The organism is Afipia sp. GW821-FHT04G03, from assembly GCF_059419985.1.
The window spans coordinates 538,531-556,251 of the sequence record NZ_JBWKSV010000003.1; the positions used below are offsets into that span (position 1 = coordinate 538,531).

Consider the following 17,721-nt stretch of genomic DNA (forward strand, 5'->3'; position numbering starts at 1 on the left):
CTGACTGGGGGCACCCATTTCAGAGGTGTGTGCTATGCGTTGCGTAAGAGTAGTTATTGCGGACCGCAATCCATTGGTTTTGCAAGGCCTTGCCAATCTTCTGAATGCGGAGAAGAGCTTCAAGGTCATAGCTGGCTGCATCAACAGCACCGAATGCATTCGGATTATCCAAGCTGAATCTCCGGACATCGCGCTCATCGAAGCCATGTCTGGCATACCAGGTTTCGATATTCTCGCGGCCATCGCGTCGGCATCCGTGTTCACGCGGGTGGTCTTTCTAGCGGCATCATCCCAGCTTCGCGAGCTGATTGTAGCATCCGCCGCCACTCCCTATGGATTGTGCCTCAAGGAAACGACGTTGGTGCACTCCCTGCGTCAGGTCGCGGCTTGTCAGAGATCGATCGGCCGTGTGCTCCCCGACGATAAAAATGTTTCGGGGGGACGGCATCACTCCGCGCACGCCGGTATATCCAACCAATCGCTTGCATGTCTAACCGAACGCGAGCGCGAGATCATGTATGAGATATCCGAAGGACTTTCGAACAAAGAGGCCGCCCGGCGACTAAACATTTCCGAGGGCACGATCAAGGTTCACCTGCACCATATCTATCACAAGCTTTCCATCAAAAATCGGGCTGCACTTGCTGCGATGGCGGTCAATCATTCCGGGCCGACCTGGCTTGCCGTCTGAACCGCCGGGCGGGGAACTCAATTCCATCTCCGGGTTTCCGCAACATCGGATGATGTAACGTCATCTACGCCCTCGTCCTCCGAGGCGAGGCAGCGCATCATGCCCTTGCAGTTCTGCCGCAAGTTTCAAAATCCTCATCCGCAATCGCAGGCACTTCGGACCATACCTCCCTATGGGTACTCCCTAATGCACAAACTCTGTCAGCCTTCCTGCTGGTAGCATTGTGGCTCCTCCGTTCGATAGGGCCGCTTGGCAGAGCCAATGATGGGGTTCTTCACACACGCAGCAGGGAGATTGCGGCGACATCGAGATTCACGCGCGAGACTCATGCGTTTGTAGGACATACGTTCATGACCGAAAGCTTTTCCTGTGACATCGATAATCCAGCTCGCGGCAGTACATATCAATTCAGCCATAGCAGCCCGCAAATTGCCGGCACCGAAAATGGCAAAGCCCGATTTTCCGACAGTCGCTGCAAGAACCCGCACCTGCTTTGTATCGGAGGCGAGGACCATAATCTGCGCATTCCATTCTTGCTCGCGCTCCGGGATCGTGGCTATCGCGTGACTGCGGCTGGAACAGGCGATCCTGGCCCATTCATGCGGCACGGCATCGATTTCCGTCCGTTTTGCTTCAACCGGTTTATCAATCCGCTTGCGGACGGTTCCGCAGTTCGCGCCCTGACCAGACTCATGGCCGACGTGGGACCCCACATCGCCCAGAGCTTTGATACGAAGCCAAATTTGCTAGTCCCTCTTGCAGCGAGGAGCCTGCCGAATGTCCTCGTAGTACGCACAATCAACGGGCTGGGACAAATCTATTCATCGCGCTCGTTGTTGGCCCTCACACTGCGTCAGATCTTTCCAACGCTCCATCGGGTGGCAGCGCGCTCCACGGCCCTGACGATATTTCAAAACCGTGACGATCAGGCTTACTTCGAACGCCATCGGATGATCGGCAAGGGAACGAGCCTGCTGATACCTGGCTCGGGCGTCGATATCGAGGCCTTCGACAAGACTCTTCTCACAGGCCCCTCTGCAAACGAGCTCCGTCAACAACTCAAGCTTGATAATTCAGAGGTTGTGATCACGGTCACCCGTATGACGCGTCAGAAGGGAATTCCGACCCTGCTTGCGGCAGCGGCATTGGTGAACAAGGTACGCCCCCATGTGCGCTTCCTGCTTGTCGGGCCACGCGAGGGTGAGGGATCGTCTGCGGTCACACAGGCCGAAATCGATCGCCACGCCCCCTATGTGATACCCATCGGAAAACGGTCAGACATCCCCGCACTCCTCGGTCTCGCCGACGTTTTCGCATTTCCGACAGAATATCGTGAGGGCGTGCCTCGCGTTTTGCTTGAGGCAGCGCTCGCGAATTTGCCGATAGTCACGACGAAGATGCCGGGATGCACCGACGTTGTCCGTGATCGGTGGAGCGGATTTCTCGTTCCACCTCGTGATCCGCGCCTGCTCGCTGCGAGAATTATGGACATGCTGCACGACCGCGAATCTGCGCGGGTGATGGGTACCCGCGCCGGTCAACTGGTGAGAAAGGAATTCGGCCTTCAGCTCACAGTTAATCGATACACGGAAGCATACAGCGCGTTGATGGATCGATCGGCCCAGGTCCCCTCGCATGGAGAGCGCGATGAAACAAGACACGAGACTATATTGCAGGAGGCGCCCTCATGATGCGGGACGCCCTGCTCGCTCTCGGCTTGCTGCTGTCCACGGCGTCGCAGCTGCGCCCCGATGGCGTCCCGATCGGGCCGGGTGAAATTTGCCTGGTCATCTGGATCACCTTGATGCTGGGCGGGATGCAAGACCTGCTTCGCTCGAGGATGACAGCGGCTCTTTCTCGAATGTTTGTTTTCTGGGTCCTCTTCATCATTTCCCTGTGCTTGGGGTCCGCGACGGCGTTTGCGATCAGCGACATTCACGATCCTGATCTGTTCATCCACGATATCCTAGCGTATCCGCTTCTCGCCGCTGTGAGCTTCCTGAGTACGGTGGAGTCCCACGCTGGTTGCCACATTCATCGCGCAGCGTGGTTTCTTACGCTTTTCAGCGCTGTGTTTTTTGGTGTTCAACTCGCCCTTGCGTGGGACTTCATCACCATCCCGAACATGGACCCCTGGTATTGGGACAGATTTCGCGGCCTGTCGGAAAACCCAAATCAGCTCGCCATTTTTTGTGCATTGATCACGTTCCTGGCGATTCATTTCGTCGAACACGCAGCGGGACCAGGCAGAAAGATCTTTGCTGTCTCCTGTTCGATCCTCTCGATGTATGTCGGCCGGCTCACGAAGAGCGATACGTTTGGCCTTATCCTGGCGAGCGGGCTTCCGCTCTTCGCAGCGCTCAAGCTCCGATACTGGCTGCTGACGTCCAAGCGGAGCATCCCGTTCAGGAGCGCAATCGCCGGCGTCATGGTCGTCACCTTGCCGATTATCGCCTCCACTGCACTGCTATTCACCAACCTGATCGAGGTCGACGCGCTAGATGTCATCAAGGAGATGGCAAAGGGCACACCCCAGGAAACATCCGAAACCGCCAACATCCGGCTACAATCATGGGGTCGCGCAATCGATCGCGGTATAGAGTCGGGAATGCTTGGGTTGGGACCGGGCCCGCACATCGAAATTCCACCCGTACTCGTCGCAGCCAGGCGGGAAGCGACCGAGCCAAAATACATCGAACATCCCCAAGTCAACGGCACACCGAATTTCGAAGCGCACAACACGTTTCTCGATCTTTTCACGCAGGGCGGATTGATCGCGGTTCTGTCTTTCACCTGGCTCATCGCAACGGCTTTCCGATCGGTCTATCGATCCAATCTGGACGCCCTAACGATGGTGGTGTGGAGCATCACTGTCCTCAGCATCTTCCATTTGATCGTTCGCCATCCGCTGTTCTGGTTCACAATCGCCTTCGTGCTGGTTGCCGGGACAGAAGCCCGCATCCCCTCCTTCCTGCTAAACCGGAGCAAATGACATGTGCGGAATTGTCGGCATCTTTCTTGATCAAAAAGCTGCCGATCCGCGCCAACTCGCGGCGATAGAAGCGATGACCACGACCCTGCACCATCGTGGACCCGATGCCAGCGGCACGTGGATCGACGCGGATAGCGGTATAGCCCTCGGTCATCGCCGACTCTCGGTCGTCGATCTGTCGGAGGCCGGCAAACAACCGTTGCTGTCTCACGGCAAAGGTCTGGCCATGACTTTCAACGGCGAGGTCTACAATTTTGAGGAGCTACGACTAAAGCTGGAGGAAGCTGGTTGTCATTTCAGAGGTCACAGCGACAGCGAGGTCATGCTCGCTGCGTTCGAGAATTTTGGCATCGCATCTGCACTGACGCAGTTTTCCGGGATGTTTGCTCTGGGTGTCTGGGATCGCAAGGACCGAATTCTGCATTTAATTCGCGATCGCATCGGAAAGAAACCTCTGTACATCGCGATCGTCCGCGGCGGCATTGTCTTCGCGTCTGAGCTCAAGGCTATTCTGGCTTACCCCGGCTTCAAGCCAACGGTCGATCGCAACGCCATCGCCATGGTGTTGCGGCACGGCTTCGTTCCCGATCATTGCTGCATCTGGGAGGGCGTTTTCAAGCTGCCGCCCGGTACAATGCTCTCCGTGACCGCCGATGATCTGAAAAATGGCAGCGTCTCCTATCTGCGCCAACGAGTCCAACGCTGGTGGTCTCTCGCCACGATCGCACAAGAGGGCCAGCAAAACCCGATCACAAGGGATCAATCCGATCTCGAAACCGAACTCGATCAACTGCTGCGAACCGTCGTGCAACAGCGGATGAGAGCTGACGTGCCATTCGGCGTATTCCTCTCTGGAGGTGTCGACAGTTCAATTATTGCCGCACTGATGCAGGCGCAATCGCAACAACCGATTCGCTCGTTCACGATCGGCTTTGCCGAATCCAACTACGATGAGGCGCGACATGCCTCGCTGGTAGCGCGGCACTTCGGCACAAAGCACACGGAGTTCCGGGTCACGCCCAAAGAAGCGCTCGCCGTCATTCCGGATATTCCGCACGTTTGGGACGAGCCGTTCGCCGACGAATCGCAAATTCCGACACTGCTTCTTTCCCGGCTAGCGAAGGAGCATGTCACGGTCGCGCTGTCAGGCGATGGAGGTGACGAGTGCTTTGGTGGCTACTCTCGCCATGTCATGATGGCGCGTCTGGCGCCTTTCTTCCAGCTTCCGGCGAAGCTGCGCCAGATGACCGTCTCGGCGTTCCGCGTGCTGAGCACGGAAAGCTGGGAGAGCATGCTCCGCGGCTTGCCCCTCCCCGAAGATCTGCGCGCGACCTTAACCGCGGAAAATCTGGAAAAACTCGGCCGAGTCCTCAACGCGAGGGACGATCACGAACTCTACCATCGGCTCATGACGTTCGGCTGTGGATGGCAATCGACTTCACCCGGACTAGTCGGAATCGAGGATATTCCCAATCTGCCCGATGCGGCAGCCAGCCTCATCTACTGCGACATGGCCAGCTACCTCGTCGGCGACATTCTCGTGAAACTCGACAGAGCCACCATGGCGGCAGGTCTCGAGGCGCGCAGCCCGTTCCTCGATCATCGCGTGATTGAATTTTCGTGGCGCTTGCCGACGTCCCTGAAGATTCGCGGCGGGCAAGGTAAATGGCTGTTGCGGCAGGTTCTGCGCCGCTACCTTCCGGAGTACCTCTTCGAGCGGCCGAAGCAAGGCTTCAATGTGCCGATCGGCCCTTGGCTCCGCGGCCCGTTACGCGACTGGGCCCAGGGATTGCTCGATATGCACCGCATTCGGAACGATGGCTTTCTCAATTCTCGAAGCGTCCAGGCATGCTGGCAGGAGCACCTGACTGGCCGGCGCGACCAGTCGCGCTATCTGTGGTCGGTTCTGATGATTCAATCATGGCTCGATGCGAACTGCAAAACAGGTATGTCACTGCCTGCTCCCGACAACGCCGGAACCAAATGTCTTGTGGAGATTGAGTCATGAACTGGACGCGCATAGACATGGACGCAGCCCACAAGATAGCTCCTGCATTCAGGCCGTTGCCAAACGTGTACAACGCCGGATACGCGCATCCCGGCGATGAACGACCCGCTCCAGGACTTTACCTTGCGCAATTGCTTGATACCCTGCGGCGCCGCCGGAAGCTCATTCTGACGATTGCCACCTGCGGTACGCTGCTGGCAACCGTGGTTGCGTTGTTGGTTGCGCCGAAATACACCGCCGCAGCTCAGATCATCGTTACCCCAGTTCAGAGCGCCAGCGGACCACCTGCCTCGCCGGCATCGGATGAATCGGCCGTTGATACGCAGGTCAAGGTGCTAACATCGCACGATCACCTGCAGCGGATTGTCGAAGTCTTGCTGGCAGATCCGGAATTCCTCGCGATAGCGAAACGAGCCGGGGCCGCGGCAATGACGGCATCCCCGAACAAACCCTCCAGATCTGTAGCTACCGAAGCCGGGACATCCTGGTTGGGCGAACTTAATCGCCGCCTTCACATCTGGGTGGGAATGCTCTTCAGAGACAGGCACGGAGCGCCTCTCGATGTCGAGGATCTTGAACGGCGTCTGAAGGTTGCTCAGGAAGGCCGCTCCCGCGTGATTACCGTCAGATATACGTCGCAGAATCCCGAAGAAGCGGCCATCGTCGCGAACAAGACCATACAATTGTACATTGACGGCCAAAGCGAACAGCAGTCGAAATACACTTCTCATGAACTTGCGCAGCTTCGTGAACGGATTACCGAAGCGCGAAACGATGTCGTGCAGAATACTGCCGCCGTCCAGAAGGTCGCCCAGGAACAGACCCAGGCCTCGCAGAATCAGGGCCGCGATGGAACGCGGGAGATCAACACCCGTCTTCGCGCACTTGAGCGCGAAGCAGCGGCAAGCGCGTTGACCTATTCCAAGCTCCAGAGGCGCGAGAAGGAAATCCTCGACCAGCGAGACGGGATGGGATCAACTATCCGAATCGTTTCTCTTGCCACTCCGCCGGAGCAGCCAAGCTCCCACAATCCCATTCTCTTCATTCTGCCGATCCTGATCATTCTGCTGATCGGCGGAAGTATCATCGCCGTGATCGCGGAGCAGGGCGACAGAGGACTGCGCAGCGAGCGCGACATTAATGATGCGCTCGGGATATCCTGCGTTCGTCTTGTGCCGCGGCTGCCTGGCATCGGAGACATGAAGCCCCATCAATATATGCTGACGGAGCCCTTCTCCGCGTACACAGAGACAATCCGCTCGGTTGTCAGCGAATTGTGGTTGGCCTCGTCCCGGAGCGCGCCAAGGACGGTGCTGATCAGTTCAAGCGTGCCTGGAGAGGGAAAGACCACGGCCGCCGTAAGTATCGCCGTCTGCGCCGCATCGCTCGGACGACGGGTGCTGCTGATCGACCTCGACTTCAAGCGGCCATCCGTCGCGCGTGAACTCGGCGGCAATGCGGAGCGGGAAATCTTCGATATCCTTCTGCGCAACCAGTCTCCGACAGAGGTCATTACGCATATTCCGGATCTTGGAATCGATTATCTTGCGATGTTCACATCTCCGCTTGACGCCTTGCCGATTCTTTCCGGCCAGAAACTGCCGCTCCTGCTGCGTCAACTGAGCGAAAATTACGACAGCGTCATTATTGACGGACCACCTCTTCTCGGGATCGTCGAATCCCGGTTGCTGGCTCTGATGGCGGACAAGGTTCTCTTCGTGGTGAAGTGGGGTAGCACGAGACGCGAGGTCGCGCAGAACGCGATGAGCTTGCTGCGCAGCCCGGATGGTCTCACCAGGGACGTCGATATCCCCATCGTTCTTCTGACGCAGGTCGATCTGCAAGCGCACGCAGACTATCGCTATGGCGATGTCGGTGAGGCTCTCGTGAAATACGAAAATTACTACTCGCACTCGGTTCGGTCCTGACTGCAACAAAGGTGGTTTGCCATCGTGAAACCCATCGCTGCCAGCGAACGCCGTTGAAGCCGGAGTGCCTCGACCATGAGACAGATAGATATCCAGAGAGAGCTTAAAGTAACTGCACCACCGCGCACGGAAAGCTCCGTCTCCCTCGTCTTGTTGGCTGTTCTTCATGATTTCCACCGGACAGAAATATCTTACTGCTTCTGGAAAAGCAGCAGGAGCATTCATTCCGTCCTGACCGGTGAAGGTGATCTTGACCTTCTCATCGCACGAAAAGATCAGCACCGTTGCGAGATCATCCTGCTCGAACGCGGCTTGAAGCTCTTTCCGTCGGTTCCCAGCCGGGATGATCCGGCAGTCCTAAGTTTTCTCGGTTATGATAATTTGACTGGCCGACTGGTGCATATTCACTTGCACTTCTGCCTGGTGGTCGGCGAGCGATTACTCAAGAATTACCGCCTCCCGTGGGAAGAAGTGATCCTCGCACGCGCCATTCAGCATCCGTCACTCCCCATCAAGATGCTCGATCCGGCAAGCGAGGCGTTACTGCTGATCATTCGCTGTTGCCTGGAACTGCGGCGCCGCGATCCGGTCACACTGTGGCATTGGACCTCCACAACACGAAAATTTGCCTTGGATCGCGAGATACTCGCGGCTCATCTCGATCGCAAAGCCCTCCACCATCTGGCCTCAAGCCTCATGAATCGGCATCTCGCGACGGAAATCGTTGAGGTCTACGACGATAAACCGCTGGCAGATCGGCACGCACTGAGACATCACATAGAAAAATTTCTTGCACCTTACCGCGCTTACGGAACGGTTGAGGCACGCTTGCGAGCAGCCGGCCGCGCGGTTCGCTGGATCGCCGGTGGTCTTAACAAGCGGTTCTTTCACTTGCCCCGGCCATGGAACCGACGTGCGCCTGGCGGCGGTGCCGTCGTGGCAATCGTCGGCGTCGATGGCAGCGGCAAGTCTACTGCCGTGGCCGCAATCAGGGCGTGGCTGGGCTCGGAGATCGACGTCGTTCCCATATACTTCGGCACCGGGGACGGCAGACCGTCACTGCTTCTGCGTCCTTTCAAGATGATGATGCCTCCGATCGCACGCATCCTCCGATCGCGTCCCAGGGGATCTTCGCATGGCAAGATTTCGAACCGAGCACCGGGCTTTCTCTACGGCTCGCTTCTCACTGTCTGGGCGATCGTTGTCGCTCGGGAAAAGCTAAGCAAACTGTTGGCTGCGCGACGCGGAGCCAACAGGGGACTGATCGTTCTGACGGATCGATACCCCCAGAACGAAATCCCCGCCTTCAACGACGGCCCTCTCCTCAACCGTCTTCCTGGTGCTCCGCGATGGATTCGCCGTCTGGAAGGTTCTGCCTACGCCCTCGCGCATCGCCTGCCGCCGGATCTCGTCATCAAACTGCAGGTCACGCCGAAAACGGCAGAGACGCGCGAGCCAAACATGAACCCGGCGGTCATTCGCGAACGCATAGACGTACTACAACACCTGAACTTCGGGGCCAGGCGTGTCGTGACTGTGAATGCCGAACAACCGCTGCCTGAAGTGATACGCCTGATCAAATCCGAGATCTGGAATCTTTTGTAGACCTGTTTTTCGGGGAAACTGGAGCATGATTATCGAGATCTTCGGTCCCCAAGGTGTCGGCAAAACGACTTTCGCCCGCGCACTTGCTGCTCAATTGCAGGAACAGGGTCACATCGTTGATCTTGTTCTCAGCTACCGGCCTGCCGAACGTGTGCGACCAGATCCGCGCAAACATCCTGCGCCCGCCCGATCAGCAGCCGTAGCTATCCGCCTGGCCCGGCCGATCATTGAGTTGCTGACAATGATGCTCCACCCGTTCGCCTATTCGAACGACGTCAATAGGGTTGCGAACCTGCTGAGAGCCCTGCCGCCGAAAAACTTTCTTTCGTCGATCCGATTGAGCCAGTACATCCTTCGCCTCTCCCGCTCCTGGCATCTTGCTTCCGAGTCAGACCATATCACATTGTTCGATCAAGCCTTCGTCCAGGCCGTGTGCTCGCTCGCGCTATTTGGCCGATCGGTCGACGAAACACTGATCGCGCACGCGCTCGACGTCATCCCGAAACCCGATGTGCTGATCCAGCTCGATGCGCCTCCGGAGATCCTGGCAATCCGTCTTCGCGACCGACAGCGCCTCCAGGGCTTGGTAGAACGCATGCTTGAGATCGATCCTAAAACGAATATCGAAGGCAAACCGATTTTCGAACAGTTGTACAATCTTCTTCGAAAACGGGCGCAGGCCGTAACCTGCGTCTGCTCATCCGATCCGAATTCACTTGCCGATGCGGTGAACAGAGTCGCAGAACAGGTGAGAACGATGCTCCGCGCGCGACATCAGAAGCACCGCGCAATTTCGGAGAACTTCTTCGGTGAGGGTCTACCGCATGTTTGACAAAGTACTCGGCAGCGGCTCTGTCAGACGCGTCACCCTCGGGGGAATGACCGCGCTCGCGGTTTATGTCGTTGGCGCTGGGTTAACAGCCTGCTCACAATTCCTGATAGCGAGAATCGTCGGGGTGGATACATTCGGAATCTACTCTTACGTTCTCGCCTGGATCACGGTTCTTGCTTATTTCTCGGCGCTTGGCTTCGATATTGCGCTTCTACGCTTTGTGTCCGCTTACCGCGCCAGTCAGGCGTGGGGTCTGCTTCGTGGCGTTATCCAGTATTCGGAGCGACGCATGATGATCGCCGGCACCCTCGTCGTCGCGGTCGGCGCGATCGCGGTTGCGATTTCGGCCAACGAAATAACTCCGGAGCTGAGAAATACTTTTCTGGCGGGATTCACTCTGGTGCCGGTCTGGGCCCTGTTGTGGCTTCGAAGCTCAATCGTGCGGGCGTTTGGCGGAGTCCTGTCGGCTGTTGTTCCGGATCGAATGGTACGGGACGGCACTCTGATATCCATCATCGCGCTCTTGAGCTGGGGGCTGAAATGGCACCTCGACGCCCCCTTGATCATGATGGCAACACTTGCCAGCACGGCCGCGGCTCTCGTCATGGCAAGCCTGGCCGTGCGGCGGCTACATCCTTCCGAAATTGACGGCGTCTTACCAGACTACAATATTCCGGCCTGGCGAAAGATCATTCTACCTCTCATGGCAATTACCGCGACAGAAGCTCTACTGAATCGTTGCGGCGTGCTAGTGCTCGGCTGGACCGGATCTACTAAGGATGCAGGCATCTACGCCCTTATATTTAGCATTTCATTCCTGGTGGCTCTGCCGAGAACCGCTGCCAACACCTTACTAGCGCCCACCATCTCGGATCTGTTTGTCAGGAAGCAACACCACTCGCTACAAATCCTGATCACTAGGATCGCATTGTGGACGCTGTGCGGAGCCGCTATCAGTGCGCTGGCGCTTTCCGCTATGGCTGCGCCGCTTCTCGCCTGGTTTGGTCGGGATTATGAGACCGGAGCCCCCGCGTTGCACATACTCCTTGCAGGCCAGGTCATTGCCGCGAGTTGCGGATCACAACTATCGATTATGACCATGACGGGATGCGAGCGTGGAGCTGCGCTTCTTCTCATACTGAGCGCTCTATTCAACCTTCTTCTCAGTGCCGTTCTCGTTTACCCGTTAGGACTAACGGGTGCGGCAATCTCGACAACGGTTACACTCGTTGTCTGGAATATAGCGATGGCAATTTTTATCTGGCATTACATGCGATTACTGCCGGGTCCGATCTTCATGCTTCAATCGATGTTCAGGACGAAGACGATTATTCGCACGACGCGTGGCAGTCCCACGATCTGACCGGAACTGATGCGCGACTGCGCCGGCCGCACGCGAAGAGTCGCCTAGCGAGACCTGTGGATTAATGTTCGTATCGAATTAGCTAACCCTTTTACGGCTCAATCAACACGCCCTTCGGAAGTGTTAGGGAATGCTTAGCGATTTCGCCGGCGGTTGTAATCCAGATATCGTCTCGATGCTTGGCAACATGATCCAAGGCACGCCGAAGCCTGCGCGCGCGATGGGGTTGACCCATCACAAAGGTATGCAATGCAACACAATAGACGAGCGGATACTTTTTTGAATCTTCGAGCTGTTGGTCAAATGCATCAATCAAGAGAGATGCAAATTCTTCATCACTTACTTTGCGATTGAAAATCGCCGGAAGATCGTTGAGCTCCATCGACGGATAAGGCACGCTGAGAATTGGACCGTTATCCGTTCGAAACAGCTGTGGCTGCTCATCAAAGAACCAATCCAGCATGTACCGAAACCCATTTTCAACCAGAAGTTCGGGAGTTTTTGCGCTTTGCGAGATGAAGGGACCGAGCCAACCCCGCGGTGCCGCACCTTCTTCCCTTGTAAATTTTTCGCAAACCTCACGAAGCATCTCTCGCTCCTGATCCTCTGTCATATCGACTTGGCGCTCGGAGTTCGTACGACCGTGACCGACAAATTCATCCTTTCGCTCGCGAAACGCGGCAAGCAACTCAGGATAAGCATCATAAACCGCTGCATTGGTGAGAATTGACAGCGGTATATTCAACTCGTTGAACATGTCTAAAAGACGCCATGCTCCAACACGGTTTCCATAGTCGCGATAGGCGTAGCCACGATGAAACGGTGCGCTCGGCATCGTCGTAAAATCGGGACCTGGATTTCGGCCGAATTCGAAAGCTTCAATGTTAATCGCAAAGTAAACTGCCAACCGCTTGCCATTTGGCCACTCGTAAACCGGGCGTTTTGGAATAGGAACGAAGGGGTAACGGTTCATTTTTGTTTCGAACTTGGTCATGCATCTCTCTGATAGGTTTGATGGACGTAAATCACAGTCGCTAGCTTACTCAGCGAATGCTGCTTCTCTTTTCGCTCGCAGCGCGGGGAGCAGCAGCGACATGATCAACAACAGGGTTGCTAAGAACAGCGCTAAGCTGATTTTGCTATGGACTAAAATGGCGGGATCCCCGCCCGAAAGCAGCAGAGAACGGCGCAAATTCTCTTCCAGCAAAGGCGCGAGGATGAATCCCAGCAACAACGGCGCAGGCTCGCAATCCAACTTGCGTAAAATGTACCCAACAAGGGCAAATCCGGCCATCAGCACGACATCGAAGGCCTGCAAATTGACGCTAAACACCCCGACGCAACAGATCAGCAGAATAGCTGGAAAGAGCCGCCTGTAAGGAACGAGCACCAGCCGCGCCCAGAGGCCCACCAAGGGAAGATTGATAACGAGGAGCATGAGATTGCCAATCCACATGCTCGCGACAACCGTCCAGAACAGTTGCGCCTGTTCCTCGATAACTTTCGGCCCTGGGATAATACCCTTCACCGTCATGAGACCAAGCATAAGCGCCATGACGGAATTGGCTGGAATGCCCAACGTCAGCAGCGGAATAAAGGACATCTGAGCGCCCGCGTTATTCGCCGATTCAGGTCCGGCCACACCCGCTATAGCTCCGTGTCCGAATTTTGAGGGATCTTTCGCAACTCGCTTTTCAAGCGCGTAACTCGCGAATGACGCAAGAATAGCGCCTCCCCCAGGCAAGATTCCCAGAACTGATCCGATTCCTGTACCGCGCAGCATGGCCGGCCACGACTCGCGCAACTCCTCGCCACTAGGGAGTATTTTGTTTAGCTTGGTCGTGACAAGGCTACGCGTTTCAGGCTTCTCGAGCGCCAAGATTACCTCTGAGATTCCAAACAGTCCCATTGCAATTATGGTGAAGTCGATGCCATCGGCTAGTTGCAGAAAGCCAAACGTAAACCGCTGCGCATCCGAACTCACATCAGTACCAACCAGGCCGAGGAATAGGCCCAGAAATATCATGGCGATCGATTTCAGTAACGAACCGTTGGCCAACACGACGGCGGCCACAAGTCCGAGGACCATCAAGGCAAAATATTCTGGCGCACCGAACTTCTGCGCGAACGCCGCAAGCGGAGGGCTAAGCAACGCGATGAAAACAGTCGCTACAGTTCCGGCAAAGAACGAGCCGATGGCGGCTATTGCGAGCGCTGTCCCAGCTTTGCCTCGCCGGGCCATCTGATGACCGTCCAGTGCCGTCACCACCGACGATGCTTCACCCGGAAGGTTAATCAGGATGGACGTCGTGGAGCCGCCGTACTGAGCGCCGTAATAGATGCCAGCTAACATGATGAAAGCAGCGTCGGCTGGCAACTGATAGGTGATGGGCAACAGAATTGCGAGCGTTGCGGTCGGACCCAAGCCAGGCAGAACACCGATCAGAGTTCCAATCAGAACGCCGACGAAGCAGTAAAAAAGATTTGCAAGCGACAACGCCGAAGCCAGTCCGTTCAGAAGATTGAGACCTAGCTCCATGGCAACACCGGCAGTCTAGGAAGAAGATCGATGCGTACGCCGATGCCATACACAAAGACTAATGCGACCCCGATGATAAGAACGCCGGCGAGAAGCAGCGTCTCCATGATGCTATTGCCTTTAACCGCCTGAGCGCCGCACACAAGCAACGCCAGGCTTGAAAAGATCAGCCCCGCTGGCTTTACCAAGACAGCAAACAGCAATATGCCGATCAGGACGCTAAACAGCGGCCGCGTATTCCAGTGATCCGCGTTTATCGAAAGGCTCTCCGTTCGGAGGGTTGCAGCAAAGCCTTTTGCAGCGATAACAAGCCCAAAAAGCGCCATTCCGCTTCCGATCATGAGCGGCACATACCCCGGCCCCATACGGCCGGCAGTTCCAATCTTATAATTCAGGCTTAACGCGATCGCCGCTAACCCCAGAGTCGCAAACAAGATTCCCGCCAGGACATCTTTGTTGAGGAACAACTTTCTGGTCATTTATCTGCCCATCGCTCAGTTGCTGTCGGCCTTAAGGCCCGCCTCTCTGACGATCTTGCCAATGACTTCAAAATCACTTCTTACGAACGCTGAGAATTCGTCGGCCGTGAACGCACCCGGTGTAGCGCCACTGTCGATAATGCGCTTCTTAAATTCAGGCATCTCGGCCATCTTCCGCAGTTCTGTATTTATTTTTTCAACGATTGGTTTCGGCGTTTTAGCTGGGGCGAAGAGACCGAACCATGATCGCATTTCGTAACCTGGCACTCCCTGCTGAGCGATTGGCGCAACATCGGGGATGAGATCTTGGCGATTGGTGGTCGTTACTCCCAAAGGTCGCACTGTGCCTGCCTTGATTTGGCTGATCACCGAAATGGTGTTCGCGAACATCGATTGAACTTCGCCGACCGCGACCGCATTTGCCGCCAAAGCGGAGCCTCGGTATGGGATGCTCAGAAGATTGACGCCTGCCCTTTCTTTGAACAGTTCACCGGCAATGCTCATTGAGGTTCCTGAGCCGGCGTGGCTGAAGGTAACTTTTCCGGGGTTGGCTTTTGCGTAAGCGACGAATTCTTGAACCGTTTTCACAGGCAGGTTTGGATTAACGACTAGGACATTTCCGAGCATCGCAATCAGCGCGATTGGTTCGAAGTCCTTCAAAACATCGAACTTCAGGCTCGTGAACAGATGCGGGTTGGTTGCGTGCGTCGCCTGCCCGCCCATCAGCAATGTGTAGCCATCCGGCTCCGCGTTCGCGACTGTCTGCGAGCCGAGAATCGCCTGGCCGCCGGGAATGTTCTCAATGATAAATTGCTGTCCGAGCGCTTTCGTCAGATGTTCTGCAGCCATGCGACCGTAAAGATCGTACACGCCACCAGGAGGAAACGGCACAATGATCCTTACAAGTTTGCTGGGATAGTCCGCGCCAAGAGCGCTTGGCGAAAAAAGCGCAATAGCAAAGAAAACCGTCAGACGTCCAATCTTTGACCAAATTGAATAAAGCATAACGCCTCCAAACTGTGCCTGCTTACTGCTGACACGCAGCCGAACCCAACTTGACTAAAAGGCTAGTTCAAGATATTTAATTTTGCAAACTAAAAATATGCACAAAATTTTGCCGCTTAGCACAAAGGACGATCATGAGACCGTGGGACCCCTTTATCTCCGCCGAAGAAAAGCGCGCCTACGAAGCGGCTGGTTTCGGTCGATCGGCTGGCCTTGGAAAGCGCCCGGCGCTACTTATCATCGACGTTCAGTATCGAACTACTGGTACGCAACCGCTGCCCTTCTGGAGGGCGGTGGAGGAGTTTCCAACATCCTGTGGCGATGTCGCTTGGGAGGCAGTCCATCAAATACAAACCGTCTTGACCTTGTTTCGCGACAAGGGATGGCCGGTCCTTTATCCGCATGTCGCACCGAAAACGGCGAACGACGGCGGGCGACTGGCCGGCAAAGTGCCCGCCATTATGTCAATTCCGCTCCAGGGCTATCAATTTGTGAAAGAAGTGGCACCGGTTGAACAAGACATACTAATTCCGAAGAAGCATCCTAGTGCCTTTTTTGGAACAACGCTTGTCAGCCATCTTGTAGATCTCAAGGTCGACACTCTAGTCATGACCGGCTGCACGACATCAGGATGCATCAGGAGCAGCGTCGTCGACGCATTTTCCTATAACTTTCATGTCGCAATTCCTGAAGAGTGTGTCTACGACCGCAGTACGACAACCCATGCCGTGAACCTTTTCGATATGTCGCAGAAGTATGCAGAAGTTTTGCCAACCGCGACACTGCTTTCACAGCTCGCCAATCTCCAAGGTGATGACGAAGATGCGGGATGATTTCGAATATGGTTCGGCAGGCATCATCGGCATTGCTCCACCGCAATCGAATCCAACCGTCGAGCCAGAAATGGCAACGCTTATCCCGGCGGATGTTACGATGGTCACGACCCGTCTGCGCGGTGACATGAACGACGCCCGAAAGAGATTCGGTGAGTATCTCACAAACCTTGGAGATAGCCTTGAAGGATATGGGGCGATCAAATTGGGGGCCTTTGGCTTCGCCTGTACGGCAACCACCTATCTGCGTGGTGAACCTGAAGCGAACCGCGAATTTGATCGGCTGTCCAAGCGTTTTGGATATCCCATAATCTCTTCAGCTCAAGCGATCCGTATGGCTCTCAAAGAACTGGGAGCAACCCGCATCGCGATATTCGGCCCCTACCCGGATTGGCTGCAGAACGCGTCATTCAATTTTTGGACAGAGTGCGGCTTTGATCTTGTTTCGAAGGGCGGAGTCGATCTCGGGACTGGCGATACCCTGGGAATCTACCGATTGCGGACGAGCAGTATCGTTGAAGCTGTCAGTAAGATGGACTGGAGCAAAGCCGACGCAATCGTTTTGACCGGGACTGGCGCGCCTACCCTCACAGCAATTCCTGAAATTTCGGCGCGATCGGGAAAACCGGTATTTTCTTCAAACCTTTGTCTCGCATGGGCACTTTTGCGTGCGATCGGGCACCCGTCAGCGCTGCCTGTCAGGGAGGACAAAAGCATGTTAATCAAGGATTGGGCAGCCCGACTAAATTACAGATGATTCGAAAGACAGCGCTATATGGGCGCACAAGGTAGTCAGTCCATGAAATCCAAAGAACCCAAGCAATCGTTACGCGCAAAACCGAGGACTACCGGATCGAAGGAAACTTTGCTTCCGCCGACCATTTCGCGCGCAGCTCTGATGCTTGACGGTTCTGACGCGCTCGTACGCCGGATTACGCATTTGCACTACGTGCTATCGGGGATGCTCGAGAATATTCGTGGCGGATTTGCATCGCTGATCGGCGTCTCCTCATTCCAGTATGTGCTGATGCAGGCGCTTGGACGGCTTCAGACGGACACGAACTGGACCGTGCGTTCGGTCGCACGCGAGATGCGCATGACCGACGCATACGTCAGTACGGAAATTAGTAGCCTCGAAGCCCAAGGGTTTTTAGCAAAGGTAACCAACCCAAATGACAGGCGAATGAGCTTTCTGGCTCTGACAACAAAAGGACGCGAAGCGCTCTCAATGATCGCTCCGGTCCAGACGATTGTGAACGACACGCTGTACGGACACCTGGATCGGAAAAGCGCAGCCTCGTACGCTGATGAGCTGGATACCCTACTTTCGCAGGCTGAAAAGGCTAGCGCAGTACTCGATCAAATTGCAGCCGCCCAGCGGCTGGCAGTCTTGGGAAACGTCCCTCGCCCACGCCGCCGAAGACGCAGTCCCGGGGGAGCATAATA

Annotated in this window: 15 protein-coding genes; 11 read left to right on the forward strand and 4 right to left on the reverse strand. The window is 55.8% G+C overall.

Going from position 1 to position 17,721, the window contains the following annotated elements; genetic code table 11:
- The first annotated feature begins 34 nt into the window (after positions 1 to 34).
- From AC07UB_RS16935 to AC07UB_RS16970, 8 genes are all read left to right on the forward strand, one after another.
- The gene (locus tag AC07UB_RS16935) at positions 35 to 691 is read left to right on the forward strand and encodes a LuxR C-terminal-related transcriptional regulator (protein ID WP_492790622.1); all 657 of its coding nucleotides are present in this window, start codon (positions 35 to 37) and stop codon (positions 689 to 691) included.
- A 350-nt stretch (positions 692 to 1,041) separates the two neighbouring features.
- The gene (locus AC07UB_RS16940) at positions 1,042 to 2,382 is read left to right on the forward strand and encodes a glycosyltransferase family 4 protein (RefSeq protein WP_492790623.1); all 1,341 of its coding nucleotides are present in this window, start codon (positions 1,042 to 1,044) and stop codon (positions 2,380 to 2,382) included.
- Entirely contained in the window at positions 2,379 to 3,683 is a 1,305-nt protein-coding gene (locus AC07UB_RS16945) for an O-antigen ligase family protein (protein WP_492790624.1), read from the forward strand. The genes AC07UB_RS16940 and AC07UB_RS16945 overlap by 4 nt, the downstream gene beginning before the upstream one ends.
- A 1-nt stretch (position 3,684) precedes the next feature.
- Complete coding sequence (gene asnB / locus AC07UB_RS16950; RefSeq protein WP_492790625.1) at positions 3,685 to 5,691, forward strand: asparagine synthase (glutamine-hydrolyzing); 2,007 nt, start codon at positions 3,685 to 3,687, stop codon at positions 5,689 to 5,691.
- Positions 5,688 to 7,619, forward strand: a complete 1,932-nt coding sequence (locus tag AC07UB_RS16955; RefSeq protein ID WP_492790626.1) for an AAA family ATPase — start codon at positions 5,688 to 5,690, stop codon at positions 7,617 to 7,619. Before asnB ends, AC07UB_RS16955 begins: the two co-directional genes overlap by 4 nt.
- 75 nt (positions 7,620 to 7,694) lie before the next feature.
- On the forward strand, positions 7,695 to 9,224 hold the full coding sequence (locus AC07UB_RS16960; RefSeq protein WP_492790627.1) for a nucleoside/nucleotide kinase family protein: 1,530 nt from the start codon (positions 7,695 to 7,697) through the stop codon (positions 9,222 to 9,224).
- 25 nt (positions 9,225 to 9,249) lie between these two features.
- Positions 9,250 to 10,056: a nucleoside/nucleotide kinase family protein gene (locus AC07UB_RS16965; RefSeq protein WP_492790628.1), complete on the forward strand. Its 807-nt coding sequence runs from the start codon at positions 9,250 to 9,252 to the stop codon at positions 10,054 to 10,056.
- Positions 10,049 to 11,419, forward strand: a complete 1,371-nt coding sequence (locus AC07UB_RS16970; RefSeq protein WP_492790629.1) for a lipopolysaccharide biosynthesis protein — start codon at positions 10,049 to 10,051, stop codon at positions 11,417 to 11,419. The genes AC07UB_RS16965 and AC07UB_RS16970 overlap by 8 nt, the downstream gene beginning before the upstream one ends.
- 91 nt (positions 11,420 to 11,510) lie before the next feature.
- On the opposite strand, the gene AC07UB_RS16975 is transcribed toward AC07UB_RS16970, so the two are convergent.
- Genes AC07UB_RS16975 through AC07UB_RS16990 form a run of 4 tightly spaced genes read right to left on the reverse strand, consistent with a single transcriptional unit; the run spans position 11,511 to position 15,442 of the window.
- Positions 11,511 to 12,413, reverse strand: coding sequence for a polysaccharide deacetylase family protein (locus tag AC07UB_RS16975; protein ID WP_492790630.1), 903 nt, complete (start codon positions 12,411 to 12,413; stop codon positions 11,511 to 11,513).
- A 45-nt stretch (positions 12,414 to 12,458) separates the two neighbouring features.
- Entirely contained in the window at positions 12,459 to 13,958 is a 1,500-nt protein-coding gene (locus AC07UB_RS16980) for a tripartite tricarboxylate transporter permease (protein WP_494654390.1), read from the reverse strand.
- The gene (locus AC07UB_RS16985) at positions 13,949 to 14,437 is read right to left on the reverse strand and encodes a tripartite tricarboxylate transporter TctB family protein (protein WP_492790632.1); all 489 of its coding nucleotides are present in this window, start codon (positions 14,435 to 14,437) and stop codon (positions 13,949 to 13,951) included. Before AC07UB_RS16985 ends, AC07UB_RS16980 begins: the two co-directional genes overlap by 10 nt.
- 15 nt (positions 14,438 to 14,452) lie before the next feature.
- Complete coding sequence (locus AC07UB_RS16990) at positions 14,453 to 15,442, reverse strand: Bug family tripartite tricarboxylate transporter substrate binding protein (protein ID WP_492790633.1); 990 nt, start codon at positions 15,440 to 15,442, stop codon at positions 14,453 to 14,455.
- A 134-nt stretch (positions 15,443 to 15,576) separates the two neighbouring features.
- On the opposite strand from AC07UB_RS16990, the gene AC07UB_RS16995 reads away from it, so the two are divergent.
- Genes AC07UB_RS16995 through AC07UB_RS17005 form a run of 3 tightly spaced genes read left to right on the forward strand, consistent with a single transcriptional unit; the run spans position 15,577 to position 17,719 of the window.
- Positions 15,577 to 16,275 (forward strand): isochorismatase family protein, encoded by a 699-nt coding sequence (locus AC07UB_RS16995; protein WP_492790634.1) that lies wholly within the window; start codon positions 15,577 to 15,579, stop codon positions 16,273 to 16,275.
- Positions 16,265 to 17,032 (forward strand): maleate cis-trans isomerase family protein, encoded by a 768-nt coding sequence (locus AC07UB_RS17000; protein ID WP_492790635.1) that lies wholly within the window; start codon positions 16,265 to 16,267, stop codon positions 17,030 to 17,032. Before AC07UB_RS16995 ends, AC07UB_RS17000 begins: the two co-directional genes overlap by 11 nt.
- Positions 17,033 to 17,074: 42 nt before the next feature.
- Positions 17,075 to 17,719 (forward strand): MarR family winged helix-turn-helix transcriptional regulator, encoded by a 645-nt coding sequence (locus tag AC07UB_RS17005; RefSeq protein ID WP_492790637.1) that lies wholly within the window; start codon positions 17,075 to 17,077, stop codon positions 17,717 to 17,719.
- Positions 17,720 to 17,721: the final 2 nt, after the last annotated feature.

Excerpts from the sequence above, each read along its gene's own strand:
- AC07UB_RS16935 (WP_492790622.1), top strand. The coding sequence starts at position 35 with ATGCGTTGCGTAAGAGTAGTTATTGCGGACCGCAATCCATTGGTTTTG.
- AC07UB_RS16940 (WP_492790623.1), top strand. The coding sequence starts at position 1,042 with ATGACCGAAAGCTTTTCCTGTGACATCGATAATCCAGCTCGCGGCAGT.
- AC07UB_RS16945 (WP_492790624.1), top strand. The coding sequence starts at position 2,379 with ATGATGCGGGACGCCCTGCTCGCTCTCGGCTTGCTGCTGTCCACGGCG.
- asnB (WP_492790625.1), top strand. The coding sequence starts at position 3,685 with ATGTGCGGAATTGTCGGCATCTTTCTTGATCAAAAAGCTGCCGATCCG.
- AC07UB_RS16955 (WP_492790626.1), top strand. The coding sequence starts at position 5,688 with ATGAACTGGACGCGCATAGACATGGACGCAGCCCACAAGATAGCTCCT.
- AC07UB_RS16960 (WP_492790627.1), top strand. The coding sequence starts at position 7,695 with ATGAGACAGATAGATATCCAGAGAGAGCTTAAAGTAACTGCACCACCG.
- AC07UB_RS16965 (WP_492790628.1), top strand. The coding sequence starts at position 9,250 with ATGATTATCGAGATCTTCGGTCCCCAAGGTGTCGGCAAAACGACTTTC.
- AC07UB_RS16970 (WP_492790629.1), top strand. The coding sequence starts at position 10,049 with ATGTTTGACAAAGTACTCGGCAGCGGCTCTGTCAGACGCGTCACCCTC.
- AC07UB_RS16975 (WP_492790630.1), bottom strand. The coding sequence starts at position 12,413 with ATGACCAAGTTCGAAACAAAAATGAACCGTTACCCCTTCGTTCCTATT.
- AC07UB_RS16980 (WP_494654390.1), bottom strand. The coding sequence starts at position 13,958 with ATGGAGCTAGGTCTCAATCTTCTGAACGGACTGGCTTCGGCGTTGTCG.
- AC07UB_RS16985 (WP_492790632.1), bottom strand. The coding sequence starts at position 14,437 with ATGACCAGAAAGTTGTTCCTCAACAAAGATGTCCTGGCGGGAATCTTG.
- AC07UB_RS16990 (WP_492790633.1), bottom strand. The coding sequence starts at position 15,442 with ATGCTTTATTCAATTTGGTCAAAGATTGGACGTCTGACGGTTTTCTTT.
- AC07UB_RS16995 (WP_492790634.1), top strand. The coding sequence starts at position 15,577 with ATGAGACCGTGGGACCCCTTTATCTCCGCCGAAGAAAAGCGCGCCTAC.
- AC07UB_RS17000 (WP_492790635.1), top strand. The coding sequence starts at position 16,265 with ATGCGGGATGATTTCGAATATGGTTCGGCAGGCATCATCGGCATTGCT.
- AC07UB_RS17005 (WP_492790637.1), top strand. The coding sequence starts at position 17,075 with ATGAAATCCAAAGAACCCAAGCAATCGTTACGCGCAAAACCGAGGACT.